Genomic DNA, 17,958 nt, shown 5'->3' with positions numbered 1-17,958 from the left:
AGTTTTAGTCCAATCCCCTATTCGTAGGGGATTAGTTTGTTATTAATAGTCAAGTTGTTTAACTACAAATATGAATCTTATGCAAGAAGATATTATACATAATTTAGCGATTATAGAAAAGCGTATTCAAGATGCTTGTAATAAAGCTAATCGTGATAGGGAAGAAGTAAAATTGTTATTAGCTACTAAGACAGTATCTGCAGATAGAATTAAAATAGCTGTAGAACAAGGCTATCATTTAATAGCAGAGAACAAAGTTCAAGAAGTAAAAGAAAAACATCAAGTTCTGAGCGAATTACCAATTGAACAGCATTTTATTGGACATCTGCAGACTAATAAGGTAAAAGATATAATGAAGTATGGTATCAGTTGCATTCAGTCATTAGATCGCGTTTCATTAGCAGAAAAGCTACAACAATATTTAGAGCGAAATGATCGTACTATAGATGTTTTCTTACAAGTTAATACATCAGATGAGAATAGTAAGTTTGGAATAGCACCATCAGAGGCTAGAAATTTTGCTAGGGAAATTGCACAATTTGATCGTTTAAATATAAAAGGATTAATGACAATAGGACTCTTTAGTGCTGACGAATCTTTAGTACGTCCTTGTTTTAAAAGGCTTCGAACAGCACAATCACAAATAGAAGAATTGGGATTGCCAAATGTAGTAATGCAAGAGTTGTCTATGGGGATGAGTCAAGACTTAGAAATAGCAATTGATGAGGGAGCAACTATTATTAGGGTAGGAACTGCTATTTTTGGACAACGAATTTATCCAGACAGTTATTATTGGAATGAGAATAGTAATAACTAGGTTTAATAAGTCTTGTATAGCTAGGAGGGTTGATTAGTATAATTTTTCTATATAATTTATAATGCTTGTATAAGAAGAAGTACTTATACAAGCATTAGTAAGAGGTTTGATCTAATTGACTAATAGAGTTAAATCTTTTTCAACAATAGAGGGTATAGTATTAATAAATGCTCTTATTTCTTGCTCAGTCATATGATTTAGAGGACCTAAAAAAGTATTAAGAATGGGGCTTACCCCGCAATAATTTAATATGCTTTTCTCTAATTGTACTAATCCAGCATCAGCATACTCATTTTTATAAACATCTAATGATAAGTCCCCAGCGGTTGTAATGATGCGAGCAGTTTTATGTTCTAATAAACCTTTTGAAAGAATGCCATTTTTGTGCGTAAATGTTATATTAGGTAGAAAAGCTCTATCAAAGAATCCTTTCATAATAGCAGGCATTCCTGTCCACCAAAGTGGGTGAATCCATACAAGATGATCAGCCCATTTTATATCCTCTAGAGCTCTTAGTAAATCAGGTTCTAATTCCATTCTTTGTTGATACCCATACATTAGATTGGGATTGAAATCTAATTGTCCAATAGCAATATAACGCACTTCTACATTTAATTGTTTGGCATGTTGGATATACTTCTCTGCAATTGTAGTGTTTAAGCTATTGCTATTTGGATGACCATTGATAAGCGTAATGTTTGTCATTTTATTCTTGAATAATGTTTTTTAATAGATTGACTTGTAGGTAATGAAATTGGGTAGAAAGAGATGAGGTGAAAAAATCAAATGCGTGAACAGCTCCTTTTATACATAGATAGTTTACATCTACATGACTATTCTTAAGTAAAATACTATATTCATGAGCTTCATCTCTTAGTGGATCATATTCTGCGGTTATTATTGTGGCTGAAGGTAGGTTAGTTAAGTCCTTTGTAGTTGAGGGTACTGCAAAAGGAGGAGGTGTGGTTAGATTACCTTGTAAATAATGATGCCACATCCAATAAGCTGATGTCTTAGTTTGCATTGGAGCATTAGCAAATAGTTGCATAGAGTCACTTGTAAGTAAACTATTCATAGCAGGATAGAGTAAAAATTGGTGTACTATATTTATTTTTTTGTTGTATTGCGTTATTGAGGCAGCTATTGTTCCCCCAGCACTACTGCCTCCTATAATGATTTTATTATTTTGACCACCTATTTTATTAGCATATAAAGAAAGCCATTCTAATGAGTCGTAACCATCATAAACAGCGGCAGGAAAAGGATGTTCTGGAGCCAATCTATAATCTACAGAAACAATTAATATATTAGCATCTAATGCCAAATTCGCAAGTATAGTATCATATTGTTCTGGAGTACCGAATATAAATGCACCCCCATGAAAGTAGAGGAAAATGGGTAAATCTTCTTGATTATTTGGTCTATATGACCTCAATCTAATTTTTCTGTCAGAATCTCTTGAGGGAATGAAAATATTCTTTATCTCCATTTCGCTTGGCAGAGAAGACTCTTGATGATCTTGTGCAAGCTGTTGTTCTTTAGTTCTAATTAATGTGGGATTGTTCTGTAATGAATAATCGTAATCTATATCATCCCAATTACTTTGTGTAATGGCAGTAGCAAGTTCTCTGTCTATTTTATTTAATATTTCACTTGTTGTCATTCTTTTCAATATTTAGTAAAGCAAAAATAGACCTGTTTTATAGGTGTTTTTAGGTATAAATAAAGTATAGATAGGTATATTTGCTGTATGGCTAGAGAAAATATATATAAGTCTTTTGAGGTGTTTTATGAGAATTTAGACTGTTGTCCTTTGAGTAATAGGACGTTTAATTTCTTTGAATTAGTTTATGTACTTAATGGAGAAGGGGAGTACATTATTAACGGCAATACACTTCGATTTAGAAAAGGGAATTTATTTATAACCACACCAAATGACTGTCATGAATTTAATCTCGAGGGTAATTGTGAATTTATTGTAGCGCGTTTCAATCAAGAATATATTAGAAATTATCAATGGAACACAATGGACCATATTGAGTGCTTGTTATATAATGCACCTTTATTGTCTAATTCTTTATTACAAAATAAAGAGGACATTAAGTTGGTTGATAGCGTTATGACTAATGTCCTTATGTTGCTAAATCAAGATTCATTATATGTGGAAGATATATTAACGAATTTGATTAATGTGACTATTGTTGTTGCAGCACGTAATATTGCGATGATAAGACCTTCTCTTATTGACACTAACACAGATCAACGAATCTTAGAGATTATTAATTATATTCACAGTAATATCTTACAGCCAGATTTATTGCGTATTAAATCAATATCTGAAGCTTTTGGATTATCAGAAACGTATCTAGGTGCCTATTTTAGGAAACAATGTGGCGAAAGTATTCAAGATTATATTTCTAGATATAAAATTAGATTAATTGAGCATCGCCTGCAGTTTAGTGATAAACGTATTGTTGAGATTGCAGATGAATTTGGATTTACTGATGAAAGCCACATCAATAAATTTTTTAGGAAACATAATAATATGACTTTAAAACAATTTAGAGTAGAAAGTCAAAAACAAGTAAAGTGATCAAATATTTGTAAATCAGGTAAATAATTAATGTTTGTGGTGAGGATACTCTTGATTTTGTTAGCCAACTTCATTGTCAGATAGTGGAATAGTTTAAAATTTTTCTATTGCTTTTAAAAGAAAATATGGCGTTGTACCAAGTAAATTAAAAGAGTAATAGTATTGGTATAGAGTTATATTTATATACTGGACTAGACCATTTTTTCTTATTATCGAGTACCTTTGTCAAGCTTTTATATAAGTTTAAAATTAACTGAAGTACAATTGACTGTTCTAATAATAATAGTCATTGAAAAAATATAAGATGAAAGAAAGCGAAAGAAGTATTATTTCTATTCAAAGTTTAGTATCTACCGGGTATGTTGGTAATAATGTTGCTGGTTTTGCTATACAATTACATGGGTTAAACATAGTGGTTTTGCCAACAGTAATGTTATCAAGTCATACTGATCAAAAGGTATATTATGGAGAGGTTATAAAACCTGAACTATTTGAGAAGCTCACAAGAGGTATATCAGAAATAGAGATATATCAAAATACAAAATATTTACTTACTGGCTATATTAGAGATAATGATTTAATTACTTTATCTAGAAGTTTTATAAGTAATTGGAAAGAATTAGATAAAAAGAATAACTATGTCTATGATCCAGTTTTTGGTGATAGTAGAGCAGGAGGATTGTATATTCCTAAAGAAGTAGCTGACTATTCGCTAGAACAATTACTTCCTTTAGCTGATGTTATTACACCTAATCAATTTGAATTAGAGTATATTCTTAAAGAAGAAATAAAAGGGGAAGAACAATTATTAAATTTAGTAAATAATCACCCACAACTATCTACAAAGAAAGTAGTATTGACAAGTGCTATTTTAGAAGATACGCCAGCTAATCTAATTGAAGTGATATTAATTGCTGATGGCAAAGTACACAGATTTGTTTCTCAAAAAATTAATATAGAATTAGTAGGGACTGGTGATTTATTTGCCTCTATATTAACATCACAACTTGCATTAGGTAGAAGTATAGCAAAAGCTATTGAGGTAGGGATGCATTTCTTATGTAGCGTATTAGAATATGCTAAGGAAGCACATTTACCAGAAATGGATGCTATTTCTATACTACAAGCACAATCGTTATTAGAGGTAAATGTAGCGAAAGAGAAGGCTCTTTCAATTTAGAAGAATAGTTGGTTTACATTAAGATTAAACGTTATTTTAGTAATTATATTAATTGTTTAATATATTGTATTACATATTGTTATGATGTGTTATTTGTATTGATACTTTATAAGTGATAATAATATAATAGCAATATTGAATATGCTATTTTATAGATATAAAAAAGAGTTAGGAAGATCCCTTCTTAACTCTTTCTTTATTTTTATTTCCACCAAAAATAGTAGTTGTGCAATGCATCGTATTCAAAACCACATTTAGGATATAACTGGTTTCCTATATCATTGGTCTTTTCAGTTTCAAGCATTAATCCACAAGCATTAGTTTCTTCACACCATTTTTTACTTCGGTCAATTAGTCCAATAGATATTCCTTTTCCTCTATATTCTGGGCAAACGAATAAATCTGATAATAACCATTGTTTTTCTAGTTTAATGTAATGGAATAATTTGTAAAGTTGTACAAAGCCCACAGCTTTACCATCCATCCAAGCTAGAAATATATCTGATTCTCCGTTTAAAAGGCGCTCTTTTAGGAATGCCTTTCCAGCTTCTAGATTTGAAGGCTGACGATAAAAAATACGATAAAGATTAAATAATTCAGAAGCTTGTTCTAAGTCTTCTAAGCTTGCTTTTTTAATTGTGAAATTCATAAATTTATATTTTATAATGCTGCGAAACTATAGTATATTTGGTCTGAGTATATGATACAGAATTATAAAAAATAGCTAGTCCAGATGTTAAGACCTTGGGAGTTTGAAATTAAAATAGAGTACAATAGCGATAAGGCTATGTATCTTCAGATTGCTGACGCCATAATTACAAATATTAAAGAAGGAAGATTAAAAAAAGGCATGGTTCTTCCTGGTACTCGGAAGTTGGCTCTAGATTTAGAGGTAAATAGAAATACCGTTGTAGAAGCAATTAATGTCTTAATACAAGAGGGGTATTTAATTTCAAAAGAAAGAAAAGGAACTTTTGTAGCAGATGTTCTGCCAATTTCACCTAGAAATATTGCAAATAAAACAGCTATAGAAATTGATGAGGTTTCTTCCCAGCAAGCAATAATTCGTTTTGATGATGGACATCCCAATACTAAAATTGCACCAATTAAAGAATTAGCTAGAGCTTATCGACAAATATTTAATCAAAAAGCCAAGTGGCAATTGATGGGATATTCTAGTGCTTATGGCGATTTAAATTTTAGAGAAGCAATTGTAAGTATGCTTAATAATCAAAGGGGGATGCATATAGATGTTAATTCATTGTGTATCACTAGAGGAAGCCAGATGGCTATGTTTCTTACAGGTCAATGCTTATTTGAAAAAGGAGATTGTGTAATAGTGGAGGATCCCGGCTATAAACCTGCTTGGCAAGCATTTGAACATGCAGGAGCAGAACTGATATATGTTCCTGTTGATAAGGATGGTATTGATGTGGGTATGGTAGCAGAACTATTGAAAAAAAATAAAAGAATAAAAGCTATATATATAACGCCTCATCATCAATACCCTACCACTGTGACACTTGCCTTATCAAGAAGGTTGGAACTGATACAATTGGCAAATAAGTATAATATAACAATTATTGAAGATGATTACGATAATGAGTTTCACTTTGGATACCGACCTGTTTTACCATTATCTAGTTTTGTTGAGTTAGAACATTATATTTATATTGGAACCTTAAGCAAGGTTGTGGCTCCAGCATTGAGAATAGGTTATTTAGTAAGTAATAATTCAGAGTTTCTTAAGAAAGTGGGGGACTTAAGGAAAATTATTGATGTACAAGGTGACTCAATAATGGAACAAGCAGTATTGCAATTAATTCAAGATGGAACTTTAAAACGCCATATAAAAAAGGCTACTAATTTTTATAAAGAAAGAAGAAATGTTGCTAATCTCTTAATAGATAAGTATCTAAAAGAGTACGTGAATTATTCATTACCAGATGGGGGAATGGCATTTTGGTTAGAACCTAAAGTGTTATTTAACTGGAAGTTATTGGAAGAGCGATTAAATCAATCTAGTATTTCTCTTTTTCCTCCAAGCCACTATACTGAAAATACTTCATCAGTAGGGTTTAGACTAAGCTATGGTTTTCTATCTGATGAACAATTAGAAATAGGGATTAAGCAACTAGCTGAGGTATTTAGCAGATCTAGATTAATATAAGAGTGACTTTAATTTATCCTTCTACGTAAAGAATAGAAAAAAATACCTGTATTTGATCATTGATAGGATTAATTACTACCAAGAGTAGTATGAAAATATAATAACTAGATAAGGAATTATAATAATATCCTTTAATGGTGTAATCTTTCAATAATGTGAAGAATTATGCTCTATTAATTCTGTTCTTGTTTCTAATTTAGAATGATTGTAAACTTTAACTTTTATAAAGTAACTTTATTTTTTTGATTATTTAATTATAATTAATCTAGTAAAGTTGATTATTTGTTTTATTTAAAGGTTAATATGCGTGTATTTATTAATTGAAGATATTCCCTTTTTAATTTTATCAATGATGATATACTTGTAATTTTTATTTTTTACTCTACATTTGTCTTTATTTAAAATAAATCTAAATAGTTTTATTTGTGAAGGCCAAATACCTTATAGCAATTTTTGTTGGATCACTTTGTAGTTTTGATTCCATTGCACAAGTTATAACAACAGTTACCTTAAAAAATCAAGGCAACCAATCTGTGGTTAATGGAGTAGTTATAATTGATTCTATACAAAAAGACACAGATCACAATGGAGCAGCCGTATTTGACTTAAACAAAGAAGGTACCTATCAGCTTCAAGTTTTTGCAAATTCATTTAAACCAGTTTCTAAACAAATAGAGGTGAAGAATGGTAGTACTTTCGAACTTATTTTAGAGGATGACAATGTCTTATTATCTGATATTTTAATAGAAAGTAAAAGTGAGTCACAACAAACAAATAGAGCTATCATACGTTCTATTGTAGTTGATACTAAAAGCGAAATCGCAAAACCAGTTTCATTAGTAGATTTAATGAATAAAACCACTGGTATCCGTGTTAGACAATCAGGAGGTTTGGGGTCCCAAGCTAATATTAATCTTAATGGCTTTTCAGGAAATGCAATACGCATATTCAAAGATGGTATTCCAATTAATTATTTAGGAGAAGGTTATAGTATTTCAAATGTACCACTTGATTTATTAGAGCGCGTAGAAGTTTATAAAGGTATTGTACCTGTTAATCTAGCGACAGATGCTTTAGGGGGAGCAGTTAACTTAATATCTCCTGCCAATAAGGCTAATACGTTAAGAGCCTCTGTGGAGTACGGTTCATTTAATACATTTAGGGGAGCATTGCGACTTCATCACAATTTAAATGATCACGCCTTTGTTGGTGTAGAAGCCTTCTATAACTATTCTGATAATGATTATAAAATCAAAACACCAGATGCAGAAATAGCAAAAACCAAATCAAAGGTTAAGTTGTTCCACAATCGTTACAAACATCTTTACACGAATGTATATGCAGGTTTTAATAATCTGAAATGGGCTGATTTAATACAACTTGATTTAAGTTATTACAATCTTGAAAAAGAATTACAAAATAGCCCTACTACTATGTTAACACCTTATGGGGCTATTGAAGATAAGCAACATAGTTTTATTCCTAGTCTTCGTTATAAGAAATCATTATTTGACGAGCGAGTTAATATTGACCAATTTGTATCGTATAATGTTGTAAAAATGCAAGCAATAGATACGCTAAGAGGTAGATATAATTGGCTAGGGGAGTTTACACCAAGAGGTTATCGCGGTGAAGGAGATCACCCTATGGATGCTGATATAGATATGACATTTTTCACCTCTAGAACATTATTAGGATACACTATTAATGCGAATAACCAACTATGGTTAAATAATACCTATAACTATACAAAAAGAAAAGGTACAGATCCCTATGGTAAGAAAATAGAGGATACACAACAAACGATAGTTGAATTACCTACTAAATATAAAAAGAATACAATTGCTTTAGGCTTAACTACTCAATGGCTAAATAACAAATTGGAAACAAATGTTCTTGCTAAACTTTATAATTACAGTAGCGAAGGTCTTAATACTGCACATAATGTTGATTTAAAATCTACGGATATTTATAAGACAAATGGCGATGCTTTTGGTTGGGCAGTTGGGGCTAAATATAGATTGTCTGATAAGTATAATCTTAGATTTTCGATAGAGGACGCTAGACGTTTACCTGGTTATACAGAATTGTTTGGAGATTATATTTTCATAGCTTCTAATTTTGATTTGAAACCTGAAAAAAGTATCAACCTTAATTTAGGAATCGATAAAGAAGAAGGGATATTTAAGTATAGCCTAAGCGGTTTTTATAGACAAACTAAAGATATTATCGTCCTTGTATCAGGTAACCCGCCTCTTTCAGTTTATGTAAATAAAGAAAGAGCAAATGGATACGGTTTTGAAGGAGATTTTAAAGTACAAATGAATAAGAACTTTAGCGCATTTACCAACTTTACTTGGCAGAGTATCCGTTATGGAAAATTTAGCCAAGCCTCTGACAAATGGATGAAAGGCAGTAGAGTACCAAACCTTCCTTTCTTTTTTGCAAATATTGGTGTTGAGGCGAAGTTTGAGCAGTTGTTTCTAAAGGATGATGCTATTACCGCTTACTCTAACCTAAACTTCGTAAGAGAATTTTATATCCAAGCGATTGATAAATCGATGGAACCAAGTGGATTTCTTGGTCTATTTGGACGTTCAAAAGGTGATATAAAGAACATTGTACCAGATCAAACAACTGTTAACCTAGGCGCATTATATGAGCTGAAAAGCAAAGGGTTGTCTTTAGGAATGGAAGTAAGAAATTTATTTAATCAAGAACTATACGATTATTTTAAGATACAAAAGGCTGGCAGAAGCTTTTATATAAAACTAAATTATAAACTAAATTAAACTATGAGAATAATAAAACCTTTGGCATCTATATCGATGTGTTTGACATTAGCTTTAGCTTCTTGTTCGTCTGATGATAATTCAGTTACTCCAGATCCAGTAGATCCTAAGCCAGAAGAAGGAACAGCAATGTATTATGTAATGTCTTTATCTGAGGGTAAAGGTCCTATTAAAAATGGTTTTCTAAAGAGCTATGATGCTTTACCTTCTGGTCAAATAGATAATACTAGTGGTAATTCAACAGCCTCTGGTGGAATGGGAGGATACCGTCAATATGGTAATCGCGTTTATCGAATGTTTAATGATGAAAATAGTAGAATATTAGGGCAATTTATTTTTGCAGAAAACGGTTCTTATATTACAAAATCTATAAGTGTAGAACCTAAAATTGCAGGTTCTGGAAACTTCACTATTGATAATAACAATACTACAGGATATTACTTTGATGGTACAAATCCTTTAGAGATTCAAATGTTTGATCCAGAAACTATGGCGAGCAAAGGTAAGTTTGCAAACTATGAAAATGAAGTTAAAGCATTAGAAGCAAGTCTGAAATTGGAAGGTGTAAAGTTTAGAGCGATTGGACAACATATGATTGCTATTAATGGTAACAAACTTTATGCAGATATTACTTTTGGTAAAAACGAAGGTGGTCAAGCTGGAATGTTTGATGGTGTAGCACCAGATGTTCATATCGCTGTAATTGATTTGTCAAGTGGTAAATGGCTAGGAAGTACTGCTGTAAAAAACACTGGTAATATTGCTTTTATAGATGAGAATCCACTTTATTACTTTGACGAGAACAAAGACTTGTATTTTGTTTGCCAAGGTGTAAAAACGGGTGGTCTTGGAGATAAATCTAAGATTGCAAGGATAAAGAATAATGCAACAACAATAGATACATCATGGGAATTAGACTTTAATACTTTGTTTAGTACTACCTCTGGGAAATTCTCTACTATTTATGTAGAAAAAGGGAAGATTGTTACTTTAGTCAATGACGTTCCTTTACTAGACCCTAGTACAATTAATCTAACTCCTATATGGAAATATATAACTATAGATATTAATACAAAAGCTATACAGGCTATTGAAATAGAAGGAGTAACACTAGTAGAGACGCCTGCTGCTGCATTAGGAGTTAGCAAAGTTGATGATAAGAAATTCATAAGAGTTGTAACACAAGACAAGAACGGTTTTTATGAATTATCACAAGATTTTACGAAAGCAAAACCTTCTATTGAGATTACAAAAGGTGGAAAACCTCAAGGTCTATTCAAAGTGACTAAAAAATAATAGTAGCAACATATGAGTAAATATGTATTAAGTATCTTAATTGGAATGATGACAATGGTAATACATGCACAAGAGCTTTTTCATGTAGATATTGAACTACAGGTAAATACAACTATTAATCCTAACGATAATATATATATTACAGGGAATTTTAATAAGTGGAATCCTAAAGAAGAAAAGTATTTGATGACTCCTGATACGACTACTAAAGGGAAGTATCATATTCGTCTAACTAATATACCAAAAGGAGTATTAGAATATAAATTTAGTCGTGGTAGTTGGCAGACATTGGAGTGCTCGCCTAAGGGAAGACTGAAAAATCTTCACGATATAACCATTGTTGAGAATACTAAATTGACAAATGAGATAGAAGGGTGGAGAGATGCTTTTCCTGCCTCTACAGCTCCAGAAGATTTAGTTATCATTCCTGATTTCTATATGCCACAGTTAGGACGTTCACGTACTATTCGAATCTATTTGCCAGAAGATTATCAAACTTCAGATAAGAATTATCCCGTTTGGTATATGCAGGATGGACAAGATTTGTTTGATGAAGCAATTTCGGAAGGTAGGATAGGACCAGTGGAATGGGAAGTAGATGAAACCATCAGAAAGTGGAATGATCAATATATAGTAGTAGGTATAGATCATGAATATGAGAAAAACTTAAGAGAGAAAGAGTATTTTTTCTTCCCTACAGTAAAGAATAATCAGCCAGAAGGTAATTACTACTTAGAGTTTATAGTAGAAACTTTAAAGCCCTATATCGATAGTCACTATCGTACTAAGAGTGATACAAAAAGTACTGGTATTGCTGGAGGATCGCTAGGAGGACTTATATCATTATACGCAGGTTTAACCTATCCTGAAGTATTCGGTGTGGTAGGTGTTTTCTCACCATCTATATGGCAAGACGAGGATAATATTGTAAACTATATCAATACGTTTACTACAAAGCAAAAGTCTTTAATACATCATCAACAGTATTATTTCTACGGGGGTGGTCGCGAAAATAGAAATAAAGGAAATGGAGAAGTAGTTCAGATGGATAAGGATATTATTAATCTTTTAAAAGTGATTAGCAAAGATTTAGACTTGAACTATACATTAAAAATAAACCCAAGAGGAAAGCACGGTGCGTGGTACTGGCAACAAGCTTTTTCTTGGATGATCGAAAATGAAATTGTTAACTTAAATAATAAAAAACCATGAAATACCTAAAACAATTATCACTAGCAGGAGCATGTTTAGCAGCTCTATCAACTGTAAACGCACAGTCAATCGATAAAAATGCACAAGTTGGTAAAGGACTTTATCAATTAGCTTATAATAGTCAAGACAATGGGGTGTACGTAGCATCAGTTGTTGACTTTAAAAATAAAGAGGGAATTATTTACAAGCTTAATGGAAATGACTTAAGCATTGAAAAAGAAATAAGTGTACAAGGAAATCCAGTATTTGGAGTTGCTGTAAACGAAAAAACACAAAAATTATATGGTTCTAATACCATTACTAACGCTGTAACTGTTGTTGATTTAAAAACAGGGGATGTTAAAGTAATTAACGGAACAAATGAAAATGGACATAATAGAGAAGTAGCTATTGATGAGAAAACTAATACTATTTATGTTTCAGATACTCAAGAAAATGGTAAAATTTGGGTAATTGACGGTAGTAAAGATGAATTAAAAGGTTACATCGATAATACAGGAATATTTACAGCAGGTCTAGCTTTCGATAATAAAACTAAAAAATTGTACACTGCAAATATGGGTACAAATGAAGTTGCAATTATTGATCCTTCAAGCAAGAAAATTGTAAAGAAATTTGCATCAGGAGGTGAAAGCCCAATTAATATTGCAATTGATGAAGCTGGTCGTAGATTATTTGTAGCGAATTCATCAACTGGATTAACTGTATTAAATGCAGATTCTGGAGAATTATTAAATGTTGTTAAGTTTAAAGGTGGATCTTTAGGTGTAACCTATGATGATAAAACGAACAAAGTAATCTTAGCTAACAGAGAAAGTGGAAAAACTGTTGTAGTTGATGGAAAAACTTTTGAAGTAGTAAAAGAATTAGAAACAGGAAGTCACCCAAATACTGTAGTTGTAAATAACAAAACAGGTGTTGCTTATGTAACTAATAAGACAAAGAGAATGCCTAAAGTAGAAGGACAACCTGATCAAGTAGATACAAATGGAGATGTTGTGTCTAAAATAAAGCTATAATTAAATCTTGTACTGAATAGCTGTACTTGTGTTAAAAACCTGTTTGGGCTACCAAACAGGTTTTTTTATTTGTAATATTTTATAAATAAAATAATGTAAGTTGACTTCTAGTATGGTTTTAGGCTGGGGTAAAAAATGTATCTTTTGTTTCTATAATAATACCAATAAGACTCAAGAAGCTAAAAGCTTTAATCAGTTTTTCAAAAATTACTTTAATTGTTAGTGATTTTCAAAGGATAAAATAAGTAAATAAGATTACTAAGAAGAATAAATAGTCCTGATTAATCGTACATTTATACTAGGACGAGACAACTAGTGAAAAACTGTACAGTAAATGGTAGGATTATTAACTATAGCTGTACAGTTATAGTAGGACGAGACAAGTATTAGACGGGATGACTCCATAGTGAGTCCATGGTGAGTCCATAGTGACTCTATTAAAACAATAGGTTTTAATAGAGTCACTATGGATTTATTATTTAATTAATATGCTTACATCGCCTATTTAACTAGGATGATATTAAAATATTTAGAGATGGAGTATCTCAATTTTTTTGGCGTTGCTTTTATAAGCACTGTTATTTTGCAAATCTTTTTGTCGCAGCAACACATAATATCACACCACAAGTGATACCAAGCATTCCAATACTAACATGTTCATGTAATAAAAAAGCTGCTAATCCTAAACCTAAGAAAGGTTGTAAAAGTTGTAATTGCCCCACTGTAGCTATTCCTCCCATTGCCAGTCCTCTATACCAGAAGATAAAGGCAATATACATGCATATAAAAGCCACATACATTAAACTAATCCAAGCATCTACACTAATTGTACTCAATGATGGAGGAAATAGTAAAAGTAGCGTAGGGATGCTTAATGGAAGTGAAATTACTAATGCCCATGAAATCACTTGTACACCACCTAAAGTTTTTGATAATTTGGCGCCTTCAGCATATCCTAATCCACAAAGAATAATAGCAGCTAACATTAAAATATCACCAATAGGCGAACCTCCAATGCCTTGTGAGATGGCATAACCAACTACTAAAGCACTACCCAAAAAGGAAAATAACCAGAATATAAGAGCTGGCTTTTCTTTTCCTCTAATAACCCCAAAGATTGCAGTAGACATTGGCAATAACCCCATAAAAACCAGAGAATGGGCAGAAGTAATATATTGTAAGGCTAATCCTGTAAGTAATGGAAAACCTACAACTACACCCATTGCCACAATTAACAATGATTGCATTTCGGTTTTAGTTGGCCTCCTTTCTTTATAAGCTATTAAAATACATATTGATAATATCCCCGCTATTGCAGCTCTTGCAGCCGTTAAGAAGAAGGGATCCATTTCTAGTACAGCAATTCTTGTAGCAGGTAATGAACCGCTAAATAATAATACCCCGATGGCTCCATTAATCCATCCACCAGATTTTTGACGAGCTAAGTCAACTGTTTCTACTTGTTTCATTGTTATATTTAAAATTTGTAGCAAAATTAGGGTCTCATAGCAATAAGTACAGTCTCACTTTTGTAAATTTGCATAGACACAGTTGAGAATTGAGATATGCAAAAAAAATATTTATACCAAGAGATCGCAGAAGATTTAGCACTACAAATAAAGAATAACATTCTACAAGAAGGAGAGCGTTTGCCCTCAGTAAGAATGCTTTGTCAAGAATATGGGATAAGTATGAATACTGCTAAGCGAGTTTATTTAGAATTAGAAGGTCAATTTTTAATAGAATCAAAACCTCAATCGGGATATTTTGTAAGTAAAAAAATAGTAGAACTTCCATTGGCAAATACAAGTAATCCTATTTTAATCGCAAATGAGGTAGAACCTGATCATTTAGCAGAAAAGGTTTATGCTAATTTAGGTAATGAGAAACTTACTTTGTTTTCTGTTAATATTCCCTCTGCTGATTTACTACCACTAGCTAAAATGAACAAGCAAATTGTACAAGCAACAAGGAATTTAAAAGAGGGTGGCTTAGAATATGAATCGATTCAAGGAAATCTAAATTTAAGAAGAATGATTGCTGTTCGGTCATTAAGTTGGGCTGGTAATTTGCAAGAAGAAGATTTGATTACTACTACTGGAGGGATTAATGCTTTATCGCTAAGCCTTATGGCAGTCAGTAAGCCTGGTGATACGCTAGCTATAGAGAGTCCATGTTATCCAGGTATTTTACAATTAGCGATAAGTTTGGGTTTAAAAGTATTAGAATTACCGACGCATCCTACTACAGGAATTATTGTAGAATCACTTATTGAAGCGTTGCCTAAAATTGATATTTGTTTATTAGTTTCAAACTTTAATACTCCTACCGGTAGCTGTATGCCTGATGAGCATAAAGAGGAAGTAGTAGAATTATTGGCTAAACACAATATTCCACTTATTGAAGATGATGTATATGGTGACCTGTATATTGATGAACATCGACCTAAATGTTGTAAATCTTTTGACAAAACAGGTAATGTATTATGGTGTAGTTCTGTATCGAAAACTTTAGCACCAGGATATAGAGTAGGCTGGGTGGCACCTGGTAAATATAAAGATAAGATAATAAAACTTAAATATATCCATTGTATATCTACGGCATCAATTGTGGAAGAAGCAGTAGCTAATTTTCTAAGAGAAGGTCGCTATGACTTACATTTACAGAAATTGCGAAAGGTATTGCAAGAGAACCATTTAAACTATGTTCGTACAATAGTAAATAGTTTTCCTAAGGGGACAAAGACTAGTCGCCCGCAAGGAGGTTTAGCCTTATGGGTAGAGTTTGAAAGTCATATAGATACAATAAAACTATATGATCTAGCAATACAAGAAAATATTAGTATTGCCCCTGGTCGTATGTTTTCCTTACAGAATCAGTTTACTAACTGTATGCGTTTGTGTCTAGGGTTAAAATGGTCCGATCGAGTAGAGCAAAAATTAAAACGCATAGGGCAACTTGCTAAAAAGCTTCAATAATTGGATTCATAATAATATTGGTCTTTTTTGTTATTTTTATATATAAAAAAATGCAATATGACAAGAAGTTTGATTTTAATAGTCTTAAGTATTTCTTTTTTGGGTAGTTGTAATAATAAAAAAGTTTTAGAAAATGATTCTAAAGATATTGTATATACAAGCCAACAAGAGGACATTATAAACCAGTACGTATATCAATGTGCTAAAAACATTAATTATTACGTAAACATGAATGACTATCAATCTTGTCTGGATAAAGGATTAAAGAAAGATAGTACAATAGCTTATTTATGGCAACAAAAGGCAATGCCTTACTTTAAAATGCGTAAATATGAGGTAGGAATGCCTTTTCTAGAAAAAGCTGTAGAGTACAATAGAAAAAGATATTTGCCTTATAAAGCCTTTATGGAATGTATCTTTTCTAAACAGTATAAAGAGGCAATAGAGGATTTTAAGGCTTGTATAGAGGAGTTTGGTGATAGCTATGAAATGGATCATACTTATTCATTCTATATTGGATTATCATACTTACAATTAAATCAATTTGATAAGGCAAAAGAATACTTTGAAATAGCAGAGAAGAAGTATTTAGTAGATTTTGGAGAAGTACATCACTTACTTTGGTTTTATAAAGGTATTGTGTATCAAGAACTACGTGCGTATGATAAGGCGATTAGTGCTTACGATCAAGCCCTTGCAGTATATCCTAAATTTTCTGATGCGTTGTTTTATAAAGCATTTTGCACTTATAAATTAGAAAATACATATACTGAGGATATCGCGTTACTTTTTGATAATGCTCAAGAGTATTATAATGAGGGATTTACTATTAATGAGGATAATGCTAGTTATGAAATATATCCTTATCAAATAAGACCATGGTTTTTTAAATAACAGTATATTTGTTGTATATTTGTAATATATATGTTGTAATTATGAAGACGATAGTAAATAAGACAAAACCTTTTAATACTAAGAAAAGTGTGCAAAGAGCTTCTCAAAAAGAATTATTGAGAAGAGAATGGATGATTGAATCAGAAGGTAAGCAATACATATGGACAAGTAAGATGGAGCGTGTAGCTATTATACGTGAAGGAATTCCTTATAGTTCATTGGAAATAATTAGCAAAAAACTTAATCGTCCAATTAAAACTGTTTTATCTTTAGTAGGGATGCCACAGACAACTTATAATAAGAAGAAGAATGAAAAATCCTTGTTAGATAGAAGAGATAGTGAATTAGTGTTATTAATCATTGAATTAGTAGATTTTGGATTGGAAGTCTTTAATCTAGAAGAAGATAAGTTTCAAAGATGGTTAAAGAAACCTAATTTATCACTAGGTGGAAATACTCCAGAGAGTATGCTAGATACGCTTACTGGGATTAATGAAGTGAAGTTTGCTCTCAATAGATTAGAATACGGAAACTTAGCATAATGAGGGTATTTAGAATTGAGAGGGAGCGTTATTTAGAGAGTACACTACAAGGGATAGGTGCTGCATTATCAAAAGGCTTTCGATGGAATAGTTATAACACTAGATTGGTCTATACTGCGGAAACAAGAGCTTTAGCAACATTAGAGATTTCTGTACATTTAGATTTAAGTGAAGATTTGCCTTCCGATCGCTACTATGTAGAAATTGATATACCTAACGATATAGTTATACAAGAGGTAGCAGTGACTGATCTTCCTGAAGATTGGGATGCTAAACCTCCTATTATAACGACGCAAGTAATAGGGGATGACTTTGTTTTCTATGGGGATTCAGCAGTATTAAAGGTACCAAGTAGTATCGTTCCGTTTGAATATAATTATTTAATTAACCCTATGCATATTGATGCAAAAAGAATAAAAGTCGTCGATGTAAAGAAAATGACTTTTGATATAAGGTTGAAACAAC

General features: G+C 31.8%; 16 protein-coding genes. 12 read left to right on the top strand and 4 right to left on the bottom strand.

Annotation, left to right across the window (positions count from 1 at the left end):
* Positions 1-79 precede the first annotated feature (79 nt).
* Positions 80-817 (top strand): YggS family pyridoxal phosphate-dependent enzyme, encoded by a 738-nt coding sequence (locus tag RH98_RS02895; protein WP_026038702.1) that lies wholly within the window; start codon positions 80-82, stop codon positions 815-817.
* Between the two features lie 111 nt (positions 818-928).
* Here the strand turns inward: RH98_RS02895 and RH98_RS02890 are convergent, their stop codons facing one another.
* Entirely contained in the window at positions 929-1,522 is a 594-nt protein-coding gene (locus tag RH98_RS02890) for an NAD(P)H-dependent oxidoreductase (protein WP_010250324.1), read from the bottom strand.
* Position 1,523: 1 nt separating this feature from the next.
* On the bottom strand, positions 1,524-2,480 hold the full coding sequence (locus RH98_RS02885) for an alpha/beta hydrolase (protein ID WP_010250322.1): 957 nt from the start codon (positions 2,478-2,480) through the stop codon (positions 1,524-1,526).
* Between the two features lie 87 nt (positions 2,481-2,567).
* On the opposite strand from RH98_RS02885, the gene RH98_RS02880 reads away from it, so the two are divergent.
* Both RH98_RS02880 and pdxY read left to right on the top strand, forming a co-directional pair.
* Positions 2,568-3,410, top strand: coding sequence for an AraC family transcriptional regulator (locus RH98_RS02880; protein WP_010250319.1), 843 nt, complete (start codon positions 2,568-2,570; stop codon positions 3,408-3,410).
* Positions 3,411-3,714: 304 nt separating this feature from the next.
* A complete protein-coding gene (gene pdxY / locus RH98_RS02875; RefSeq protein WP_010250317.1) occupies positions 3,715-4,590 on the top strand; it encodes a pyridoxal kinase in 876 nt (291 codons plus the stop codon).
* Positions 4,591-4,792: 202 nt separating this feature from the next.
* On the opposite strand, the gene RH98_RS02870 is transcribed toward pdxY, so the two are convergent.
* Positions 4,793-5,239: a GNAT family N-acetyltransferase gene (locus RH98_RS02870; protein ID WP_010250315.1), complete on the bottom strand. Its 447-nt coding sequence runs from the start codon at positions 5,237-5,239 to the stop codon at positions 4,793-4,795.
* A gap of 84 nt (positions 5,240-5,323) precedes the next feature.
* On the opposite strand from RH98_RS02870, the gene pdxR reads away from it, so the two are divergent.
* The 5 genes from pdxR to RH98_RS02845 all read left to right on the top strand — a co-directional run bounded on the left by pdxR (position 5,324) and on the right by RH98_RS02845 (position 13,079).
* Complete coding sequence (pdxR, locus tag RH98_RS02865; RefSeq protein ID WP_010250313.1) at positions 5,324-6,760, top strand: MocR-like pyridoxine biosynthesis transcription factor PdxR; 1,437 nt, start codon at positions 5,324-5,326, stop codon at positions 6,758-6,760.
* 425 nt (positions 6,761-7,185) lie between these two features.
* Positions 7,186-9,552 carry a TonB-dependent receptor gene (locus RH98_RS02860; protein ID WP_010250311.1) on the top strand — a complete coding sequence of 789 codons (2,367 nt, stop codon included), beginning with the start codon at positions 7,186-7,188 and terminating at the stop codon, positions 9,550-9,552.
* Positions 9,553-9,555: 3 nt separating this feature from the next.
* A complete protein-coding gene (locus tag RH98_RS02855; protein ID WP_026038700.1) occupies positions 9,556-10,848 on the top strand; it encodes a hypothetical protein in 1,293 nt (430 codons plus the stop codon).
* 12 nt (positions 10,849-10,860) lie between these two features.
* On the top strand, positions 10,861-12,060 hold the full coding sequence (locus RH98_RS02850) for an alpha/beta hydrolase (RefSeq protein WP_010250306.1): 1,200 nt from the start codon (positions 10,861-10,863) through the stop codon (positions 12,058-12,060).
* Positions 12,057-13,079: a YncE family protein gene (locus tag RH98_RS02845; protein WP_010250304.1), complete on the top strand. Its 1,023-nt coding sequence runs from the start codon at positions 12,057-12,059 to the stop codon at positions 13,077-13,079. The genes RH98_RS02850 and RH98_RS02845 overlap by 4 nt, the downstream gene beginning before the upstream one ends.
* A 578-nt stretch (positions 13,080-13,657) precedes the next feature.
* Here RH98_RS02845 and RH98_RS02840 read toward each other — a convergent pair.
* Complete coding sequence (locus RH98_RS02840; protein WP_010250302.1) at positions 13,658-14,548, bottom strand: DMT family transporter; 891 nt, start codon at positions 14,546-14,548, stop codon at positions 13,658-13,660.
* Between the two features lie 96 nt (positions 14,549-14,644).
* On the opposite strand from RH98_RS02840, the gene RH98_RS02835 reads away from it, so the two are divergent.
* The 4 genes from RH98_RS02835 to RH98_RS02820 all read left to right on the top strand — a co-directional run.
* Positions 14,645-16,057 carry an aminotransferase-like domain-containing protein gene (locus RH98_RS02835; RefSeq protein WP_010250300.1) on the top strand — a complete coding sequence of 471 codons (1,413 nt, stop codon included), beginning with the start codon at positions 14,645-14,647 and terminating at the stop codon, positions 16,055-16,057.
* A 57-nt stretch (positions 16,058-16,114) separates the two neighbouring features.
* The gene (locus RH98_RS02830) at positions 16,115-16,951 is read left to right on the top strand and encodes a tetratricopeptide repeat protein (RefSeq protein ID WP_010250298.1); all 837 of its coding nucleotides are present in this window, start codon (positions 16,115-16,117) and stop codon (positions 16,949-16,951) included.
* Between the two features lie 41 nt (positions 16,952-16,992).
* Positions 16,993-17,493 carry an Xre family toxin-antitoxin system antitoxin gene (locus RH98_RS02825; protein ID WP_010250296.1) on the top strand — a complete coding sequence of 167 codons (501 nt, stop codon included), beginning with the start codon at positions 16,993-16,995 and terminating at the stop codon, positions 17,491-17,493.
* A partial coding sequence (locus RH98_RS02820; protein ID WP_010250295.1) for an RES family NAD+ phosphorylase occupies positions 17,493-17,958 on the top strand: 466 nt, incomplete at its 3' end. The genes RH98_RS02825 and RH98_RS02820, both read left to right, overlap by 1 nt.

The sequence above is a fragment of the Myroides injenensis M09-0166 genome, from assembly GCF_000246945.1.
In the GTDB taxonomy this organism is placed as follows: Bacteria; Bacteroidota; Bacteroidia; order Flavobacteriales; family Flavobacteriaceae; genus Flavobacterium; species Flavobacterium injenense.
Note: the sequence above shows the minus strand (reverse complement) of the source record. Positions and strands in the feature narration are given on the sequence as shown.

Bases quoted from the DNA above. Each gene is read 5' to 3' on its own strand.
- RH98_RS02880 (WP_010250319.1), top strand. From the start codon at position 2,568: ATGGCTAGAGAAAATATATATAAGTCTTTTGAGGTGTTTTATGAGAAT.
- pdxR (WP_010250313.1), top strand. From the start codon at position 5,324: ATGTTAAGACCTTGGGAGTTTGAAATTAAAATAGAGTACAATAGCGAT.
- RH98_RS02840 (WP_010250302.1), bottom strand. From the start codon at position 14,548: ATGAAACAAGTAGAAACAGTTGACTTAGCTCGTCAAAAATCTGGTGGA.
- RH98_RS02870 (WP_010250315.1), bottom strand. From the start codon at position 5,239: ATGAATTTCACAATTAAAAAAGCAAGCTTAGAAGACTTAGAACAAGCT.
- RH98_RS02825 (WP_010250296.1), top strand. From the start codon at position 16,993: ATGAAGACGATAGTAAATAAGACAAAACCTTTTAATACTAAGAAAAGT.
- RH98_RS02850 (WP_010250306.1), top strand. From the start codon at position 10,861: ATGAGTAAATATGTATTAAGTATCTTAATTGGAATGATGACAATGGTA.
- RH98_RS02835 (WP_010250300.1), top strand. From the start codon at position 14,645: ATGCAAAAAAAATATTTATACCAAGAGATCGCAGAAGATTTAGCACTA.
- RH98_RS02855 (WP_026038700.1), top strand. From the start codon at position 9,556: ATGAGAATAATAAAACCTTTGGCATCTATATCGATGTGTTTGACATTA.
- RH98_RS02885 (WP_010250322.1), bottom strand. From the start codon at position 2,480: ATGACAACAAGTGAAATATTAAATAAAATAGACAGAGAACTTGCTACT.
- RH98_RS02890 (WP_010250324.1), bottom strand. From the start codon at position 1,522: ATGACAAACATTACGCTTATCAATGGTCATCCAAATAGCAATAGCTTA.
- RH98_RS02895 (WP_026038702.1), top strand. From the start codon at position 80: ATGCAAGAAGATATTATACATAATTTAGCGATTATAGAAAAGCGTATT.
- RH98_RS02830 (WP_010250298.1), top strand. From the start codon at position 16,115: ATGACAAGAAGTTTGATTTTAATAGTCTTAAGTATTTCTTTTTTGGGT.
- RH98_RS02845 (WP_010250304.1), top strand. From the start codon at position 12,057: ATGAAATACCTAAAACAATTATCACTAGCAGGAGCATGTTTAGCAGCT.
- pdxY (WP_010250317.1), top strand. From the start codon at position 3,715: ATGAAAGAAAGCGAAAGAAGTATTATTTCTATTCAAAGTTTAGTATCT.